Source organism: Flavobacterium sp. (assembly GCF_036782315.1).
GTDB lineage: Bacteria > Bacteroidota > Bacteroidia > Flavobacteriales > Flavobacteriaceae > Flavobacterium.
On the sequence record NZ_DAIPZK010000013.1, the window covers coordinates 42,414 to 62,447 of the forward strand.

Annotated in this window: 19 protein-coding genes and 1 tRNA gene; 6 read left to right on the plus strand and 14 right to left on the minus strand. The window is 31.9% G+C overall.

Annotated features, from left to right (window positions below; genetic code table 11):
• Positions 1-8 precede the first annotated feature (8 nt).
• The 10 genes from V7P59_RS11160 to xrtF form a co-directional block, all read right to left on the minus strand.
• On the minus strand, positions 9-1,877 hold the full coding sequence (locus V7P59_RS11160) for a proton-conducting transporter transmembrane domain-containing protein (protein ID WP_333810237.1): 1,869 nt from the start codon (positions 1,875-1,877) through the stop codon (positions 9-11).
• A 3-nt stretch (positions 1,878-1,880) separates the two neighbouring features.
• Complete coding sequence (locus V7P59_RS11165; protein WP_333810238.1) at positions 1,881-4,376, minus strand: YbcC family protein; 2,496 nt, start codon at positions 4,374-4,376, stop codon at positions 1,881-1,883.
• A 74-nt stretch (positions 4,377-4,450) separates the two neighbouring features.
• On the minus strand, positions 4,451-4,786 hold the full coding sequence (locus V7P59_RS11170) for a hypothetical protein (RefSeq protein WP_333810239.1): 336 nt from the start codon (positions 4,784-4,786) through the stop codon (positions 4,451-4,453).
• A gap of 157 nt (positions 4,787-4,943) precedes the next feature.
• Positions 4,944-5,291, minus strand: a complete 348-nt coding sequence (locus tag V7P59_RS11175) for a heavy-metal-associated domain-containing protein (RefSeq protein WP_333810240.1) — start codon at positions 5,289-5,291, stop codon at positions 4,944-4,946.
• Between the two features lie 11 nt (positions 5,292-5,302).
• The gene (locus V7P59_RS11180; RefSeq protein WP_333810241.1) at positions 5,303-7,603 is read right to left on the minus strand and encodes a TonB-dependent receptor; all 2,301 of its coding nucleotides are present in this window, start codon (positions 7,601-7,603) and stop codon (positions 5,303-5,305) included.
• A 56-nt stretch (positions 7,604-7,659) separates the two neighbouring features.
• Entirely contained in the window at positions 7,660-8,067 is a 408-nt protein-coding gene (locus V7P59_RS11185; protein ID WP_333810242.1) for an HYC_CC_PP family protein, read from the minus strand.
• Between the two features lie 46 nt (positions 8,068-8,113).
• On the minus strand, positions 8,114-9,469 hold the full coding sequence (locus V7P59_RS11190) for an MBL fold metallo-hydrolase (RefSeq protein WP_333810243.1): 1,356 nt from the start codon (positions 9,467-9,469) through the stop codon (positions 8,114-8,116).
• 10 nt (positions 9,470-9,479) lie between these two features.
• Complete coding sequence (locus V7P59_RS11195; protein WP_333810244.1) at positions 9,480-10,304, minus strand: ATP cone domain-containing protein; 825 nt, start codon at positions 10,302-10,304, stop codon at positions 9,480-9,482.
• A 33-nt stretch (positions 10,305-10,337) separates the two neighbouring features.
• On the minus strand, positions 10,338-10,781 hold the full coding sequence (locus V7P59_RS11200; RefSeq protein ID WP_442902424.1) for an exosortase F system-associated membrane protein: 444 nt from the start codon (positions 10,779-10,781) through the stop codon (positions 10,338-10,340).
• A complete protein-coding gene (gene xrtF / locus V7P59_RS11205) occupies positions 10,762-11,331 on the minus strand; it encodes an exosortase family protein XrtF (RefSeq protein ID WP_333810246.1) in 570 nt (189 codons plus the stop codon). The genes V7P59_RS11200 and xrtF overlap by 20 nt, the downstream gene beginning before the upstream one ends.
• Positions 11,332-11,385: 54 nt before the next feature.
• Between xrtF and V7P59_RS11210 the strand changes: the two genes are divergently transcribed.
• The 6 genes from V7P59_RS11210 to rpe all read left to right on the plus strand — a co-directional run bounded on the left by V7P59_RS11210 (position 11,386) and on the right by rpe (position 17,753).
• A complete protein-coding gene (locus V7P59_RS11210; RefSeq protein WP_333810247.1) occupies positions 11,386-11,841 on the plus strand; it encodes a GAF domain-containing protein in 456 nt (151 codons plus the stop codon).
• A gap of 67 nt (positions 11,842-11,908) precedes the next feature.
• The gene (locus tag V7P59_RS11215) at positions 11,909-13,135 is read left to right on the plus strand and encodes a cation:proton antiporter (RefSeq protein ID WP_333810248.1); all 1,227 of its coding nucleotides are present in this window, start codon (positions 11,909-11,911) and stop codon (positions 13,133-13,135) included.
• A gap of 118 nt (positions 13,136-13,253) precedes the next feature.
• Complete coding sequence (gene rpsO, locus V7P59_RS11220; RefSeq protein ID WP_333810249.1) at positions 13,254-13,523, plus strand: 30S ribosomal protein S15; 270 nt, start codon at positions 13,254-13,256, stop codon at positions 13,521-13,523.
• 135 nt (positions 13,524-13,658) lie between these two features.
• Entirely contained in the window at positions 13,659-15,827 is a 2,169-nt protein-coding gene (locus V7P59_RS11225) for a polyribonucleotide nucleotidyltransferase (protein ID WP_333810250.1), read from the plus strand.
• Between the two features lie 141 nt (positions 15,828-15,968).
• A complete protein-coding gene (locus V7P59_RS11230; RefSeq protein WP_014389330.1) occupies positions 15,969-16,832 on the plus strand; it encodes a sigma-70 family RNA polymerase sigma factor in 864 nt (287 codons plus the stop codon).
• Between the two features lie 261 nt (positions 16,833-17,093).
• Positions 17,094-17,753 (plus strand): ribulose-phosphate 3-epimerase, encoded by a 660-nt coding sequence (gene rpe / locus V7P59_RS11235; RefSeq protein ID WP_333810251.1) that lies wholly within the window; start codon positions 17,094-17,096, stop codon positions 17,751-17,753.
• Between the two features lie 41 nt (positions 17,754-17,794).
• Here the strand turns inward: rpe and V7P59_RS11240 are convergent, their stop codons facing one another.
• The 4 genes from V7P59_RS11240 to V7P59_RS11255 form a co-directional block, all read right to left on the minus strand.
• Positions 17,795-18,214 (minus strand): CBS domain-containing protein, encoded by a 420-nt coding sequence (locus V7P59_RS11240; protein ID WP_333810252.1) that lies wholly within the window; start codon positions 18,212-18,214, stop codon positions 17,795-17,797.
• A 168-nt stretch (positions 18,215-18,382) separates the two neighbouring features.
• The gene (locus tag V7P59_RS11245) at positions 18,383-19,237 is read right to left on the minus strand and encodes a zinc-dependent peptidase (RefSeq protein ID WP_333810253.1); all 855 of its coding nucleotides are present in this window, start codon (positions 19,235-19,237) and stop codon (positions 18,383-18,385) included.
• An 87-nt stretch (positions 19,238-19,324) separates the two neighbouring features.
• Positions 19,325-19,398 (minus strand) — tRNA-Arg (locus V7P59_RS11250).
• A gap of 84 nt (positions 19,399-19,482) precedes the next feature.
• Complete coding sequence (locus V7P59_RS11255; RefSeq protein ID WP_333810254.1) at positions 19,483-19,932, minus strand: GatB/YqeY domain-containing protein; 450 nt, start codon at positions 19,930-19,932, stop codon at positions 19,483-19,485.
• Between the last annotated feature and the right edge of the window lie 102 nt (positions 19,933-20,034).

The window sequence follows — 20,034 nt, forward strand, 5'->3', positions numbered from 1 at the left end:
TCTATTAATTAAGATGATTTATAAGGTAACTCATGATATGTTTTAACGTGTGGACCTAAAAACAAACGAGCATAGATTCTGATTCCGGCTATACCAGAAACTACAAAACTTGATGCTACAAAAAAGGCCAAGAAAAGTTGATTACTGTCGATATGACTAAAAATCAAATCTTCTCCTATGAAAGTCGTGGTAATTGGAAATCCAGTAATCCCTAAAGTTGCTAACAAGAAAAAGAAAGCAAACTTAGGATGTTCATAAACATGTCCTAAATATTGATTGATTAAAACTTTACTTTCTAATTTTCGAAGCTGTAATAAGGCTAGATATCCAACAATTCCAGCAATAATAATTCCGGCTAAATAATAAGTTATCTCATCGATGCTTACTTTATCGTTAAAAACAATAGCTAAAGCAATCCAAAAGTGATTTAATACAATTAAAATCCATGCTAAAAATGGGCTTCTTCGCTCTGAAAAAGATTTGAAAACGAATACCAATCCAATAAAAGCAAACAATTCTGGTAGCATATTCGTCAACTGATAAGGCAAATGCAACTTGAATCTATACGTGATAAATCCCATTAAATAAATTGGAATGAATAGGAAATAAATTCTCTTAATGTTTAAGAAATCAAGTGACTTTCCTATAATTTTCAATGGTCTCCACAACACTATATTTAAGAATCCTTCCAAGTTGAATTCTTTTAAAGCTAAAATATAAAGTGTGTATTCAATTTTCTTTGGATACGAATCTTCGATTGCTTTTTCTCTTGGTTTGAAATTGTAAAATTGGTCGCGAATTAAGTAACTTACTACGGAAGGAGAAACCAATAATTGATACGTTCTCAAAAATGCATTTCCAGCAAAATGAATTAACGCTAAAGTTTCAAAACCTAAAGCAATTTCAATGAATATAATCCCAATTTGAGAGATAGAACTATACGCCACTTGGCTCTTTACAGACGATTGAACTCTTGCCATTACAGAAGCGGCTAAACTCGTGGTTAATCCCATTAATCCAATAGCTATTCGCATAGAGGTTTGATGCTCCCAAAATGGAAATGTTCTCAACATTAAGAAAACGCCTAAATGTACTGATAATGACCCGTAGAAAATAGCACTCGAAGGTGTTGGGCCTTCCATCGCTCTAGGCAACCAAGACGAAAATGGAATCTGAGCCGATTTTGCAGCAGCAGCACAAGCCAAGCAAAGTGCAATGAATATCCCGATTATGGAATGACTTTGTAAGTGTTCATTAACCAATTCGTAATTATTCAACTTCATGAAAGTAATATTTTCATGAAATAGATGGTGACTTGCCCACATGGCTAATAATAATCCAACATCGCCAATTCTGTAAATTGAAAATACTTTGAATGCATTTTTAACGGGCAAATAACGTTCTCTGTAAAAAGCAATTAAAAGGAAAGAAGAAATTCCAATGATTTCCCAACCAATGAATAAAGTTTCAAAGTTTCCTGATAAAATAGCTAAATTGTATCCGAAGAAGAAAAACAAAACCGTATTAAAAAAACGTTTGTATCCTTTTTCCCTGTGTAAATAATAGCGACTATATGTAGTTATCATCGAAGTTAATAAAGCTCCAATGAATAAATAAACAGCAGAAATTTGGTCAAAATAGAAATCGATAAAAAACTCGTAATGAGCCGTTTTTAAAACCGATAATTCTACTAAATTTAAATCTTTTGCTCCATCAATTATCCAAAAAATGATAAAAACAATTAATCCTATTAATTGTAAAAAAACCGTTCCAAATGCTGTCCATGAGATAGCTTTTTCTTTAGATTCAGGCAAAAACAAACTAATGATAAAGCCCAAAAACGGTAATAGTAAAAAATATTGCAATAACTCGTTCATGACTTAAATGGTATTAGTAATGATTCCTACTGGAAGATTCTCTTTTGTAGTTTCGGCTAATTTTAATTCGTCTGCAATAAAATTAACCTGTTGAATAGGATTATAAGTAACAAACTTTTCCTCTTCAAAAACAAAAAGTTCTTTAGTTTCTGGATGTACTGCTACTAATTTTACCCAATCGTTCTTAAACCATTCGTAAGTAGCTGGATTTTTTGAAATCGCATACAACACTTTCTCTGGGAAATGTTCAGCAATAACTAATAAACGAACTGGGTCATGAACTTCAATCATTTGACTAGGTAAACCCGGACGTAAATCGCCATCAATTCCGTTAGCAACTCCAATTAATCCCATTACATTATGAGGCAATTTAGAACCTGCTCCTAATTTTTGATTATCAACTCTTGAGAAATAATATTCCAAATTGATTCCACCACCTACAGGTGCAACTGCTCCTAAAATGATGGCTAAATAATCTCCTGCAGGATCTACTTCATAGTCATATGAATTTAAAAATGAACGTCGATCAAGAAATAATTGTTTTGACAAACTTCTTCTTCCTACAATACACATTGCATTTGTAGCATGATTCAATTCTGGACGTGGCTCAAATAAAGATAATGAACGTCGTTTTACTTTTTCATGCACTTTTTCTAATGTATCTGTAGAATCAATCGTATCAAAACGTCTTGAACGTTCTTTTGCATTATTGTCTAAGGCTTTTGTAAACGTAATTATATTTTGTTGGTGTAAAGCTTTATTTATATCCGACAAAATATCTTCATCATAAAAAGCAATTTCATCTCGTGTAGTATCGTGCAACGCAGGTAAAAACTGAGTAGAAGTGGGAATATCAATTCCGCGTTCTTTCAAAATAGCTCTTACATTAGGATGATTAGCAGCAAACGAAGCCACTTTTGCGTTCACCGAACTTGGTCTTCCGCAACAAGCACCACAATCATAGCCAGCATAATGAGTATTGTTGATACTAGTTGCTCCGTGTCCAACAACATAAACTATTGGAGAAAAATTAGAAACTAATCCGATACTTTTCAACAAACCTTCTACTCTATTAACCATTTCCTCTACAGAAAAACCAATTTGTAAATCATTTTCTCTTTGATTAGCATCTGTATTCTCGATAACTAATTTCGATTTTTTATGCAAATGCTTAAAAGAAGCTGTTGTTGCAGGCGACATCGAAGGTTTAAAAATATTCAAGAATAATTTTAAAGCTGATGAAAAACCTAAGGTTTGACTAATTATCCAACCAAAAAACAAAGAATGTGTTTGCTTGTGATAATGTAAATCTTTAGCTTGTTTTTTCTTTCTATGTTCTTCTTTGATTAAGAATTTTGGTGTAACAGGCGCTGGACATAATTTAGTATAAAATTTTCCATTTACCGGTTGATAGAAAAACTCAAAATTAAAGAAAGCTGCTGTTCCATAAGTGGAAGCATTTTTATCAATGTGTTCAATATGCCTTCTGAATGAACACTCTCTGTCGTCCATACAAAACATACCTTGAAAACTTGGAATTTCTTCTAACTTTTCTTCTTTTACATTTTGAACATTTGATAAAACAGCGTCATAGAAATTCCATTCAAATGCTTGTTGCCAAAGTGATAAAGCATCGAAAAGTTCATCGTATTCTACCTTTTCAAATAATTGAAATGCCTCGTCTTCAATTTTAAAACCAAGTGGTGCCCAAATATCATTGAACTTCGTATCTAAAGTATCAATCTCTAAAAGCAATTCAAATTTTATTAGTTCTTCTAACGTAATTTGCTTTGAGTCTAACAAAGAACTTGGATTGTTTTCGATAGTCGCAATCATTCCGCTCCAACCTGGATGTCCAAATTGTTGATCGAATAAATACTGTTCAAACAATTCTTCTTTTCCTACAATTAATTCTAATAATTGCGTAATAGAAGCATCTTCTTGCAATAATTTTTTAGCTCTATTGGAAGTAAAAATTCCTTTAAATGTGTTTTTCTCTAACTCTTTTATAGACGCTAAAAAACCTTGATTATGAACTGGGAAATTCCAAATAGCAATTCCTTGATCTAAATAGCTACACAACACTCTAAACAACAAACTATGAGTTGATTTTTCTAGATTTATTGCATAATATTTTTTCCAATTAGAACGTAAACTCCCAATTCTTGGAGCAACCGATTCATCATAATTGGTTTTTAGTAATTTTTCTTTCCAAATTTGGAGATTTTCAGCTCCTTTTGCTTTGGTAATGATGGCATCTAAAACCGCTTCATTGATTTCTTTATTAGCAAATCGTTGTCTAAAATCGGTTATTGACAAATAGGTTTTATAACCAAAAATAGTAGATGCTTCATGTAATGCATCATGAAACTTTTTACTTTGAAAAGCATGCAAAGTATTGTGGTGCACAAAGTCTTTTAACGGATTTTGTGCGGGTAAATAATGGGTTAAGTTGTGAAGAACCTTATGTTCGTCAAAACCAACTGAATGTGTTTTCATTGATTAATGAAATAGATTAATACACAGTGAACATTCACAATCAAGATAATGATGTGAAAAACAATAATTGTGTATTAAGAAAGATGAAACTTCCAATTACAATATAAATCGTAAAGTGGAATAATTTCCTTTGAAGAAAATAATGAAGAAAAATACGAGTTAGAATTCTCTTTTAACTCTGTATTTTTAAAATTAATTGTTTTTGAATGATTTAAAAACCAATCTAATTCAACCTCAAATTCAGGTTCCGATTCAATAATAATAAATTCACTTTCTTCAATCTCAACAGTTTGAAAATGCGAATAATTAGAATCGTTATTCTTTTTTTGAAACTCAATTTGAGATTTAAATTCTTCCGTAATCGTCGTATTTGAAGAAACACCAATAGCCCACATGAAAAATGTGAGCATAAAAAACGGAAACAATTTTTTAAATGTATTCAAACTTGATTTCACTTTCTACCTAAAAGAGATTACAAATGTAGGTTATATTTTGTTTCAAAAAATTAATTTACACTTAATTTTAATAAAAAATCCGATTAGATTTCTAATCGGATTTTTTAATGTTTTACTCTTTCATTCTCTCATATAAACAACAGCCATGTAACTTTTCATAAACTGAATCTTGAGCTTTTACACTTGCAGTATCATGACCTACAGCTGCAATAGCTTTAGCCACATCTTCCGCAGAACATTTTGTTTCATCTATTACTAAATGAATAATATTGTGGTCTGCATGCCATTCAGCACTTTTAACCCCTTTAACTGAATATGCAGCTTTCTCAATACGCTTTTCACACATACCACAGTTTCCAGCAACTGCAAATTCAACCTTTTTGTTTTTGTTTTTTTTCTCTTGAGCTACCATCGTTAGAGAAAAAATACATGCTAATACTAATAAAACTATTCTTTTCATTTTTCTATTATTTAGTGATTATGAGTTTCCTGCTCTACTGGAGCTAACTCTTCCATTTTATGATTTTCTTTTCTGTCTTTAATTTTAAAACGTAATCCAGCATAATACATAGCCCCAAAAGTAGGTGCGTATATCATACTACTATCAAAATAAGTACCAAAAGGGTTTTCATTTTGTACAATTCCGTTCATTTGTTTGTAATTTGTCATATTTTCTCCTCCAATATACACTTCAAAAGTACTTGAAAACGTTCTGGTTATTTGAGCATTTAAAGTACCAAAAGCTGGAGCATATTCATCTAAACGATATTGCACTGGATTAGATTGTGTGAATGGCAAACGTTGTTCGCCTAACCAATTATAAGTAACATCAAACTTCCATTGCTGTCCTTTGTCTTTAATATGAGTTTCATAAGCTAAATTTCCAAAAACTCTGTGTTTTGCTTGAAGTGCTCTTTGCAACTGACCTGTTTCAAATTGGGTTTGCACATCGTAATATTTATAAGCTGTTTTAAATGTCAAATGCGTCATGAAATCGATTGAAAATTCCGCTTGAAATGAATTGGCAAAACTGTTACCTCTAAGATTATAAAACAAAACACTTTGAGGAGAATAATCTAAATCAACCACAGCTTGATTTTGAAAATCAGTACGATAATAATCTAAAATTACTTCGGCATCTTTTCCAGCTAATTTGAATTTTTGGATAAAACTCAACCCATAATTCCATGCAATTTCAGGATTTAATCCGTATAGTTTTCCATCTGTATTCAAAATCGAAAAATTTCTGTTGGATGCAAAAAGTTGTTGATTTTCAGCAAAAATATTAGCTGCACGTTTCCCTCTTCCGGCTGAAGCTCTAATTACTGCCTCTTTCCAAGGATTATAACGTATATGCAATCTTGGTGTTACAAAAGTTCCTAAACGATTGTGATTATCAACACGTGCTCCAGCTACTAAACTAAAATTATCGGTATTGTCATAGGTATATTCAAAAAAAGCACCCACTGAATTATCAATTCTTGAAAAATCGCGACTGAAATTTACAGCTACAAATTCATTGTAATCATCGTAAGTGAAGTTTAAACCTGTTGTAAATTTATTCTTTGTGTTATTAATAATCGAATTGAACAATAAATTAGAATAAAAACTCTTTTGTTGAATATCATATTGATTTAATCCAAAATACGATTCCTGTTTATGTGATTGAAATGAATTTTGAAATCCAAAACTTTGATAAGGCATATCAGGAAAAACGTATCCTGTTTTGTTTGAAATTTCAATTTTCTCGGTATTTACTTCGCTTCCCCAAGCATTAGTGGTTAATCTATCAGTATCTGGATTAAAAGAAACTTCTCCAGCTTGTTTTTCATCGTTCATATAGCGAACATTTAAAAAACTCACCAAGCCTTTTTCAGCATCATTATACTGCCAACGGTTTAAGATATTTACTTGTTTTCCAATTGGACCATCTAAAAAACCATCATCATTCATGTCATTTTTATTTTGTCTGGTGTTACCATGTAAAAATAAAGTTGAACTCAATTTATCAGAAAACTTATTATTGAAATGTGTATTGATTTCATATCGACTATCTTGTGAGCCATAGGCATTTAGGAAAAATGGAATATCATTTACTGGCTTTAATACTTCGTAATTAATTTGACCCGAAATACTTTCATAACCATTAATTACACTTCCGGCTCCTTTAGTTATTTGAATACTTTCTACCCAAGTTCCAGGCACAAATGAGAGCCCATAAGCTTGTGAAGCGCCTCGTACAGAAGGAATATTCTCTTCTGCAATTAAAATATAAGGACTTGTTAATCCTAACATTTTAATTTGACGATTTCCTGTTACGGCATCTGAAAAATTCACATCAATTGATGGATTTGTACTAAAACTTTCAGACAAATTACAACAAGCTGCTTTTAGCAACTCTTTTTGTCCCATGACTTGAATGTTTTGCACTTTATACAAAGAATGTTCAGTTCCTCTTTTCGTTTTAGAAACTACCACTTCTTTTAATGTATTTACTTCTTTTAGAATTACAGAAATAACATTTGAAGTAATTTCAATTTTCTTGGTTTCAAAACCAATATAACTTACTACCAAAAAAGTAGTTTCGGGAGACTTTTTTAAGGTAAAATTCCCGTTTTCATCTGTTGTAGTTCCAATTGCGGTATTGAACCAAAACACATTAGCTCCTAATAAAGGTTGATTATTTTCGTCTGTTACTATTCCTTTTATAGTTTCTTGCGAATAAATAAATGGAGCAAATAAGAATAGCAAAAACGCTATATTTTTAAACATAATAAGATTATTTATTGTTATTAATTCTTTGATTTACAGAATAAAAAACAATAAACTTATGCGTAAAAAACCAATTGACAATAAAGTTTGTAGAGTGGCGGCGCATGAGAATCGCAATAAAAAGCCACTTCATTTGACGAACGAATTACTGATGAAAATGCAACAAAATTTGGTTTCCAATCTGCATTAAAAACAGCAGGCTCTAAATCTAATTGAAAAGTTTTAACCAATATATCATCGGTCTTTTTTTCAACTTTTATTAATTTGTTAGAACAACAAGAGTCGTGTGAATCTTCATTAGTGCAACACGATTTTATATCTTTAACACAAGGTTCCTCTTCTTGGTACTGAAAAGAAACCGATGCAATTTCATCTTTACAATAATGCACTGCAAAACTCAACCCTAAATTGGCAAGCAATATTAGAGAGGCAAGAATAATACTTATGTGTTTTCTAAAATTCATCGCAACAAAAGTAGGAAATTGAAATTGAAATTACGTTAATTTTGTTCTAAATTTCAATGACTTGCCCTAAAAATGGGACATGAGAATCAAAATTATATTTTTCTTGAATCTTTAATCGTAATTCATCTGCTGCTTCATTTTCACCATGAACTAAGAATACTTTTTTAGGTTTAGCCTCTAGTTCAGATAACCAATTTAACAAATCATTTTGGTCGCCGTGTGCAGATAAACTCTCAATTAACATAATATTTGCTTGGACAGGATAATAATTACCGTAGATTTTAATTTCTTGTGCTCCTTCTAATAACTTTCTACCTCGAGTTCCTTCAGCTTGATAACCCACTAATACAACTGTAGTTTCTAGTTTATCAATTAATCTTTCCAAATACGACAACACTCTTCCACCCGTTATCATTCCGCTTGCTGCAATAACAACTTTTGGCTGTTTATCGTAAACCGCATTCATACTGTCTTTGTAATCAGAAATTAGAGTGAAAACTTTGCACATTTCGTTGCAGTCTTCAAAGGAAAGTTTGTGCCATGTGCGATTATCTTGAAAAACATCTAAAACGCTTATTCCCATTGGCGTATCAATTATATATGGCATATTTGGAAGGCGTTCTTCTTTTTTCAATTGCCAAATCAAATACATCATGGTTTGCACTCGTTCAACTGCAAAACTCGGAATTACAACGGTTCCACCTTTATTGAAGGTATTGTTTATGATGGTTTCCAATTCAAATAACGCATCAGTTTGGGGATGAAGGCGATTGCCATACGTGCTTTCCAAAAATACATAATCTGCTTTTTTAGGTTTTTGAGGTGGAAACATTAGCACATCATCATCTTGACCAATATCGCCTGAGAAGACCAAAACTTTTCCATCGATGGTTAACTCAATCGAACAAGCGCCTAAAATGTGACTTGCATAAAAGAATTTGAACGAAACATCATCATCGAGCTTTACATTCAAATCTTTATCTACTACTCGAAACTTCGGAATTACAGCATCTACTTCGGTTTCAGTATACAAAGGTTCGGCTGGATCGTGTTTTGAAAAATGTTCTTCATTGGCTTTTTTAGCTTCTTCTTCCTGAATTTTCGCACTGTCATACAAAATCAATCGTGAAATTTCTTTCGTTGGTCGGGTGCAGAAAATTTTTCCATTGAAACCTTCATTTACTAATTTGGGCAACCAACCACAATGATCTAAATGTCCGTGAGTAAGCAAAACAAAATCAATTGTTTCAGGCATAATTGCAAGTGGTTCACGATTTAATTCTCGTAAAGATTTAATACCTTGAAACATTCCGCAATCAATTAAAATTCGTAAATTATTGTGTTCAATTAATGTTTTTGAACCTGTTACAGTTCCTGCTCCGCCTAAAAAATGAATTTTCATGATTTTGCTTTTAATTGGTTAATTGATTGGCTTCTTTCAATACGTTCTTAGTTCTATTGTGGCTTAACTCGATAGTTTTTAAATAATCTGGATGTAACAACAAATCTTTAACTGTTATACAGTCTAAAATCAATAATTGGTCTTTTTCTGCTTTTGTTAATGTAGTCAAACAAGTTATGGGATAGACGCGATATCTATCAACTAATTCTTTGATTCCATTTTTTTGAGGATAATCCCAACTCAACATTTTCAACCCCGAACATTCTCCAAACTGAATGGCATCTGTTGTAAATCTATTATTGGTAGCAATAATGCAATCAGAAATAATTCTTTTAGCGGAAAACAAATCGTATTTTCTATCTTTTACATCATTAAATCGTGACAAAATATACATTGGTACTTTAACATCACTTTTTGCATCTTGACCCGAATGAAATTTGCATTCAACCATAGTAATAACATCATTTTTGAGAAGCAAAATATCAATTTCATGAGAAATACATTTTCCATTTAAAGTTACACTTACTTTTGTTTGAAAACCTTGTTCTTGCATTACTTTTGCAATGAACTTTTCAAAGAAAAATCCTGCTGGGCCAAGACCTAACAAAGCAGTTCTTAGATTATAACGCGCCGCATGAACATTGGAAATATTTTTTAGTAATTGATAAGCACGCTTGTAAATTTTTTTAGAGGCAATTCCTTCATACATTTCGCTTTCAATTTCTTTAACAATAGCTTCTGCCATTGCTTCATCTGCTCCAGCTTTTCTTAGAGAATTGATTAATTTTTGCTCATCATAATGAACTAATTCACCTGAATATTTAGTAACTTTCATTTCGCCATAAATAATACCTAAAGATACAAAAAATTAGCGAGAAAGTTGCTGATAATAAAATGCTGGAACAAAAAGCAATAAAAATAAAGGTTGAATCAAAAATCTTCTGATATAAAACAATATCAAATAATCGGGCTGGTTTGAAAAGTTTAATAAAGTAAAAAAAACAACCACTAATAGCACAAAAAAGACCCCATGTAATATCAAAGCAAAACGTACTAATTGAAGTTGTTTAAACAACGTATAAATAATTATCAAAGAAAGTATTGTATTCAGAGAATATCGCATTAACAACCCAAAAAACAACGGAATATTATCAAAACTAGGTAGCGGTTTATTTTGGTAATCCAATTTAAAAAAGGTTAAAAAAGGATCGTAAAACAATTTATTTTCAAAAGCACGAACTAACACCAAGCCCAAAAGAGCAATTATAAAAAATAGGATACGAAACTTTTGTTTAAATAGTCTTTTTAACATAGCCTGAAAATTTAGTAACCCATAATACCCATAAGCTAAAAACCACTCCGTAAATAAACAATGGAAAAAAAGTTCCATGTAGTAGCTCTTCTTCTTCTGGGAAGTAATATAATGAAAAAGACAAAATCGCTATTCTTACAATATTTAAAACATGTATTAGTAGGATTCCAAATACTATATACAAAGTTGTTTTTTTGAATTGCGTAGAAAATGCAAATACAAATGAAGCAAATAAAATCATGATACTTATAGCATTGCAACCCTCTATAATTCGAGCTATATATTTTGAATGAAAAAGCATTTTAATAGCAGGTTCTGTTTCATGTTGTGTAATTTCCACATTCGAATCAAATAGCAACATAAATTGTTTCGTTTGAAAAGCAACCGATTGAGTTATGCCATCAACTTCATTCTTTTGCAAATCATATTGATTCAAATACAATTTGTAAATGAAAGTAAAAACGACATAAAACAAGATAAACTTTATTAAAAAAGTAAAAAAATGTTGGAACTGATAAAAAATATTTTTCAAACGACTTATTTTTAACAAAAATATAGATTTTTTAATAGTTCAGAATAAATACTTTTGTAAAAAAATACAACTATGACATTTGAAGAATTAAAACCAATTGTTTCAAGCATTATTGAAAAAGAAAATGCCACTCGAGATGAAAAATTAAAAGAAGTCTGTCAATTATTAAGTGACAATGTAAGTTATTATAATTGGGTAGGATTTTATTTTGCTAATCATGAAGCCAGAACATTACATTTGGGTCCGTATGTAGGCGCTGAAACTGACCATACTGTAATTCCGTTTGGAAAAGGAATTTGTGGACAAGTAGCAGAATCTAATGCAAATTTTGTAGTGCCAGACGTTAAAGCGCAAGACAATTATATAGCATGTAGCTTTACGGTAAAGTCAGAAATTGTAGTTCCGTTATTTGTCCATGGAGTTAACACTGGACAAATCGATATTGATTCTCATGTTTTAGATCCATTTACTGAAGCGGATGAACGTTTTTTAGAGTTTGTAAACGAACAAGTTGCAAAATTATTTTAAGTTGTAAATAAAGTTTGACTCTTTTTAATACATTTGCTATCAATATTAACAACACAGCTACAATTTTATGGAATTCAATGTACCTAGTTTAGAACTTCCTTTTTTTGCTAATTTATTGCTATTATTAGTTTTAGCACGATTTTTTGGCGAAATAATGGAACGTTTTAAGCAACCTGCAATGATAGGCGAAATTTTAGCAGGAGTACTTTTAGGTCCAACCATTTTAAATTTCATTCATCGTACTGAAGAGTTAAAGGTAATTTCTGAGCTTGGTGTTTTCTTATTAGTTATTATTGCAGGATTAGAAATTAATTTAGATGAAATTGTAAAATCGATGAAAGGTCGAAATATTGTAATTTCATTTTTAGCCTTTTTTGTTCCAATTACTTCAGGTTTTTTCGTAGGAAGATACTTCGAATTGGATGTAATGTCCACTATTTTCATTGGATTATGTGTTGCTATTACCGCTTTACCTGTAAGCATTCGAATTTTGATGGATTTAGGTAAATTGAACTCATCTGTAGGACAAAAGATTATTTCAGTAGCCATTTTTGATGATGTTATTGCATTAACTATTTTAGGAATTTTATTAGACATTAAAGATGTTGAACAAACTTTTGCTAACATTACTAATGCTACTTTATTAACACTTTTAAAACTAAGTTGTTTCTTAATTTTGGTTATTGCTACTTATCGCGTTATCCGAAATGTTTCTAGAGAAGAAAACTTCATTGAAAATAAACTAAACAAGATTTTATCGGTTTTAAAAGGAAAAGAATCGCTTTTTGCCGTCTTCTTTGTATTTATTTTAATTTTTGCTACCATTACAGAAAGTATCGGATTGCATTTTATTATTGGAGCTTTTTTTGCTTCCATGTTGATTTCTAAAGAATTAGTTGGTCAAAAACATTTAGATACATTTCACAACACCACCAATAGTATGGCAATGGGCTTCTTAGCTCCTATTTTCTTTGCCGGAATTGGATTAGAATTTCAGTTTTCATCTATTCAAAATTACCCATTATTGTTTTCTATAATTGCAGTTTCATTCCTTTCAAAAATTATTGGAGGATATGTGGGTGGACGATTTGCACGTTTAAATCACAAAATTTCATTAGCTTTAGGTTTTGGATTAAATGCTAGAGGCATTATGGAATTAGTAATTGCTAACATTGCTTACAAAGCTGGAATTATTAATACAGAAATCTTTTCGATGTTGGTTATTATGGGGTTAATTACCACATTAGCAACACCTTTCTTATTAAAAAAAGCATTTGTGTCAATTGATGAATAATTCAACTTCCCATTTAAAAATAAGTTGGATTACTTGTGTATTAAAAAAATAAGAGTACCTTTGCAACCGAATTGTTAGTAGCAATTCATACATAATAATCATTTAATACAATATTAGCATGTACTTAACTAAAGAAGTTAAATCAGAAATCTTCGCTAAACACGGAGGAAAAGCAGAAAACACAGGATCTGCTGAAGGGCAAATCGCTTTGTTTACATTTAGAATTAACCACTTAACTGGACACTTAAAAGCAAATCGTCATGATTTCAACACTGAGCGTTCATTAGTGAAATTGGTAGGTAAAAGAAGAAGTCTTCTTGACTACTTAAAAAAGAAAGATATCAACAGATATCGTGAGATTATCAAAGAATTGAATATTAGAAAATAATCAACTAAAGGGGCTTCGTGCCCCTTTTTGTTTTGTTTATATTGACAGAAAAAGTTTGGTTTTTCATTGGGTTACAAACAACTACACACAACAACAACACAACTGACCCTTTGTTTAATTAAGAATTAAAATTTTATGATTCCAAAAGTATTCCAAGAAACAATCGATTTAGGAGATGGAAGAAGCATTTCAATCGAAACTGGAAAATTAGCCAAACAAGCAGATGGTTCTGTCGTGGTTCGTATGGGCGATGCCATGCTATTAGCTACTGCTGTATCAGCCCGTACTGCCAATCCTGGGGTAGATTTTTTACCTTTAACAGTAGATTACCGCGAAAAATTCGCAGCAGCTGGCCGTTTCCCTGGAGGTTTCTTCAAAAGAGAAGCGCGTCCAAGTGATAGCGAAGTATTAACTATGAGATTAGTTGACCGTGTATTGCGTCCACTTTTCCCAGACGATTACCACGCTGAAACGCAAGTAATGATTCAATTAATGAGTCATGACGACAATGTAATGCCAGATGCTTTAGCTGGATTAGCAGCTTCTGCAGCATTAGCTGTTTCTGACATTCCTTTTTACAACTTAATTTCTGAAGTTCGTGTTGCACGTATCGATGGAAAATTAGTTATCAACCCAAGTAGAGAAGAATTAGAACAATCTGATATCGATATGATGATTGGAGCTTCTAGAGATTCTGTATGTATGGTAGAAGGCGAAATGAAAGAAATTTCAGAAGCTGAAATGGTTGAAGCAATTAAATTTGCTCATGAAGCGATTAAAGTTCAAATTGATGCTCAAGAAAGATTAAGAGCAGCAGTTGGTTCACCAGCTTACAGAGAATATGAACCAGAGAAAGAAGACGAAAGCGTTTATGCAAAAGTAAAAGCCGCTTCTTATGACAAATATTATGCTATTGCTCAAGAAGCATCAGCAAAAAGCGAAAGAGGAGAAAAATTTGCAGCTGTTAAAGAAGAAGTTAAAGCTTTATTCTCAGAAGAAGAATATACCGAAAATCCAGATTTAGCAGAATTAGTAAGCAAATACAATTATAAAGTTCAAAAAACAGCGGTTCGTAACGTAATTTTAGAAAAAGGAATTCGTTTAGACGGTAGAAAAACAACTGATATTCGTCCAATTTGGTGTGAAGTTGATTATTTACCATCTGTACACGGTTCTTCTATTTTTACACGTGGGGAAACTCAAGCATTAGCTACTGTAACTTTAGGAACTTCAAGAGAAGCAAATGTAATTGACTCGCCATCTGAACAAGGCGAAGAGAAATTTTACTTACATTACAACTTCCCTCCATTCTCAACAGGTGAAGCAAAACCTTTAAGAGGAACTTCAAGAAGAGAAGTAGGTCACGGTAACTTAGCTCAAAGAGCTTTAAAAAATATGATTCCTGCAGATTGTCCTTATACTATTCGTGTAGTTTCTGAAGTATTAGAATCTAACGGTTCTTCTTCTATGGCTACAGTTTGTGCTGGAACTATGGCATTAATGGATTCTGGAGTTCAGATGGTAAAACCAGTTTCTGGTATTGCAATGGGATTAATCACAGATGGAGAGAAATTTGCCGTATTATCTGACATCTTAGGTGATGAAGATCACTTAGGGGATATGGACTTCAAAGTAACGGGAACTGCTGACGGTATTACAGCTTGTCAGATGGACATCAAAATTGATGGTTTACGTTACGACATTATGGAGCAAGCTTTAGGTCAAGCAAGAGAAGGTAGAATGCATATTTTAGGAAAAATCACTGAAACTATTGCACAACCGCGCTCAACAGTTAAACCAAAAGCTCCAAAAATCATTACCAGAACAATTCCTGGAAACTTCATTGGCGCTTTAATTGGTCCAGGTGGAAAAGTAATTCAAGAATTACAAAAAGCAACTGGAACTACAATTGTTATTAACGAAGTTGACGAGCAAGGTGTAGTTGAAATCTTAGGAACTAACCAAGAAGGAATCGACGCAGTATTAGCAAAAATTGATTCTATCATTTTCAAACCAGAAATTGGAGAAGCTTATGAAGTAAAAGTAATTAAAATGCTAGATTTTGGAGCTGTAGTAGAATATACAAAAGCGCCAGGAAATGAAGTTTTATTACACGTTTCAGAGTTGGCTTGGGAAAGAACAGAAAATGTAGCTGATGTTGTTAAAATGGGTGATGTTTTCATGGTAAAATATCTAGGTGTTGATCCAAAAACTAAAAAAGAAAAAGTGTCTAAAAAAGCACTTTTACCAAGACCTCCAAGAGAAGAAAAACCTATTGAGAAAAAAGACAAACCTCAAGGTTAATTTAGTTAAGTTAATTCATAAAAAGCCTCAATTTTGTTGAAAAATTGAGGCTTTTGAAATTTATTATTATTTTTTGTAACTTTTTTGAAACTTCTTACGTATAACAACCAGAACTTTTAAAAAAGTAAGGAGAAAATTTAGATGAGACAACTTAAAATTACCAAGCAGGTTACCAATCGTGAAACTGCTTCCTTAGACAAGTACCTACAAGAAATTGGAAAAGTTGACCTTATTACTGCTGACGAAGAAGTTGAATTAGCACAAAGAATTAAAGCCGGAGATCAACGCGCTTTAGAGAAATTAACTAAAGCTAATTTACGTTTCGTAGTTTCAGTAGCAAAACAATATCAAAATCAAGGACTTACACTTCCTGATTTAATTAACGAAGGAAATTTAGGTTTAATTAAAGCCGCACAACGCTTCGACGAAACGCGTGGTTTCAAATTTATTTCATATGCCGTTTGGTGGATTCGTCAATCTATCTTACAAGCTTTAGCAGAACAATCACGTATTGTACGTTTACCGTTGAATAAAATTGGTTCTATCAATAAAATCAACAAAATGTATGCTTTATTAGAGCAATCAAATGAGCGTGCTCCTTCGGCTGAAGAAATTGCAAAAGAATTAGATATGACGGTAAATGACGTAAAAGAGTCAATGAAAAACTCAGGTCGTCACTTATCAATGGACGCCCCTTTAGTAGAAGGAGAAGATTCAAACTTATACGACGTTTTACGTTCAGGTGAATCTCCAAATCCAGATAGAGAATTAATTCACGAATCATTACAAACCGAAATTGAAAGAGCACTAGAAACCTTAACTCCAAGAGAAGCTGATGTGGTTCGTTTGTATTTTGGTTTAGGTGACCAACACCCAATGACTTTAGAAGAAATTGGTGAAACTTTCGATTTAACTCGTGAGCGTGTTCGTCAGATTAAAGAAAAAGCGATTAGAAGATTAAAACATACTTCTAGAAGTAAAATATTAAAAACATATTTAGGATAATATATTTGTTTCAGGTTTAAAGTTTCACGTTACTCATAATAACTTGAAACCTTAAACTTGAAACTTGAAAGCAACAACAGTCTAAGACTGTTCGTTTTTTGATTGATGATTGAAACTCCGGCTGATTACCGGAGTTTTATTTTTTAGCCACCTAACCCAAAAGAGGAATTTATTCAGAGTTAAATCTTTTAATCTGCAAAACTTTTAAACTTTTAAACTAAAAACTATCTTTGCACTCAACAACACACACTTTACAAGTTTATGAAAAACACACTTATTGCTCCATCAGTTTTGGCAGCTGATTTTGCTAACTTACAACGCGACATCGAAATGATTAATACAAGTGAAGCCGATTGGTTTCACATTGATATTATGGATGGTGTTTTTGTTCCGAATATTTCCTTTGGAATGCCTGTTTTAGATGCCATCAACAAACACGCAAAAAAAACCATCGATGTACACTTGATGATTGTAGATCCAGACCGATATATTTCAACATTTAAAAAATTAGGCGCTGATGTTTTAACAGTACATTACGAGGCTTGCACGCATTTACACCGAACACTTCAAGCGATTAAAGCAGAAGGAATGAAAGCTGGAGTAGCTTTGAATCCACACACAAATGTAGATTTATTAGAAGATGTAATTCAAGATATTGATTTGGTTTGTATCATGAGTGTAAATCCAGGTTTTGGAGGACAATCATTTATCGAAAATACCTATTCAAAAGTTGAAAAATTAAAAGCATTAATCAACAAAAAGAATGCTTCTACCTTAATTGAAATTGATGGCGGTGTAACCAGTAAAAACGCCAAACAATTAGCTGATGCTGGTGCTGACGTTTTAGTAGCTGGAAGTTTTGTTTTTGGTGCTCAAGATCCAATTGCAACTATAGCAGATTTGAAAAGGATTACGAAGTAATTCAAAAAAGCCTAACATTTTAAAGTGTTAGGCTTTTTCATTTAATATTGATCAATTAAATATTTTATTAAATCGGTTGTGGTTATTATCCCCACTAACAATTCACCTTCACAAACCGGAAGTGCATGAAACTCTTTTTTGGCTAAAATCTCTGCAGCTTCTTTAATTGTTGTATCAGGAGAAATAGAAACTAGCTTTTTCGCCATAACTTGTTCAACAGTAAACATATTATAAACTGTTGTATCTACTACATCTTCGTCATCATCAATGGCATCTGCAAAAGAAATTCGTAACAAATCTGTATAACTTAACATTCCCACAATTTTGTTACTGTAAACAACAGGAATGTGTCGTATATGATGCTTTTTAAACAGCATTTCAGCCTTAGTTAAATCATCTGATAAATTTAACTTTACTACGTTTTTGGTCATTATAGTTGACACAGGAACCTTTTGTTTCATAAGTGTAAGTTTTATAGTTTAATTTTCACTTATGTTATCACCTTTTAGAATTTGTTTTTATTCATATAAATTCGTTTTTATTGGCGATTTCATAATATTGATATTTATTGACATAAAGTTAGTCAATAATTCAACATCAAAACATGACTTATGTCAGATATTTAACTTCTATTCGTTTATAAAATAGTTTTCGTTAAAATTAATCATGTGTTTCACTTTCAAAAAGATAGATGGAAATTTCAATTTAAATTCTTCAGGAGATTCGAAGAAATATTCTAATAAAACAGCAACAAACTCAAATTGATTTTCATAGGCATAATCGCGTAAAAAACCCGATTCAATTAATCGTTGTTTTACTTCAGGCTTTGAAACTACTCGAAATAAATTTTGAAGTGATTCGTTAAATAAAACAAAAGTTGCTTTATCACTTTTTAAGGCATAAATATGAAAAGCGTGGGTAAACTCATGCAATCCTAAGTTTAGATTATCATTTGTGATATCGATACCTTCTTTGAAATGTTTCCATGAAAAAACAACACATTCCATTCTTGGATTGAATTCCCCTTTGTGGTAATTGTCATTTTGAGACGAATAATAGATATCAGGATAAATAACGATTCTTTTAAAAAGCGGATTCAAATATTCGCGCATACCAAAGGTTAGCATTGCATACGTTGCAGCGATAGTTACTTTCATTTCTTCTGTAACTTCAATATCTCTTCCTTCAAAATTATAATGATAAATTAACTTAGCTACTCGATGTTCAAAATAGCGTTTATATTTAGGCTTTAAACGATTGTAAAATTGAAAATTAGAAGTCAAAATATGCTTTCGAGAATCGTTTAACTTTAAAAAATTAACATTTGCAAATACTACTAATGGTTTTTTATAATTTCGTAAATAAACAATTTCAGTTACATAAAATGCAAAAGCAAAAAATATTGTTGCAAAAGGCGCTACCACCACAAACATTGCAATGTAATCAGCAAAAAATAATTCGTGTTCGACTGGGGGTGTTTGCATAAATTTTGAGACTATTTTACAAATAACGTAAAAATATTGTTTATATGAAATAAAAAAACACCATGCTAGGCTGGTGTTGTAATTATGTGACTTCGAAGGGAGTCGAACCCCCAACCGCTGGAGCCGAAATCCAGTGCTCTATCCAGTTGAGCTACGAAGCCTTTTTTGAGTAATAAGTGATGAGTAAAAAGTGATAAGCAAAATTTGGACTTTTTACTTATCACTATTTACTTTTCACTATTCTATTAAACTAATAATTTCTTTACAATTCCAGAAATTACTTTTCCTTCTGCTTGTCCTCCAATTTGAGCAGTTGCTAAGCCCATGACTTTTCCCATAGAAGCAATTCCTGAAGCACCTGTTTCTGCAATGATTTTTGAAATGATTGTTTCCACTTCTTCTTCTGACAACTGAGCTGGCAAGAACTTTTCAATTACTGCAATTTGCGCTAATTCTGGCTCGGCTAAATCAGGGCGGTTTTGTTTTGTAAAGATTTCTGCACTATCCTTACGCATTTTTACCAAACGCTGTAACATTTTAATTTCTTGATCTTCAGTTAATGTATCTGTAGCTCCAGCTTCTGTTTTCGCTAAAATGATTGCCGATTTAATTGCTCTTAACGCTTCTAAAGCTACGCTATCTTTTGCTTTCATGGCTTCTTTCATGTGATCCATGATTTTTGCTTCTAAACTCATATATTTATGTTTATTGTTTAATTGTTATTTTTTGTTTCAGGTTTCAGGTTTCAAGTTAGTCTAACTTCTATTCTCTATCCTCTTTTTTCTTTACTACCCCAG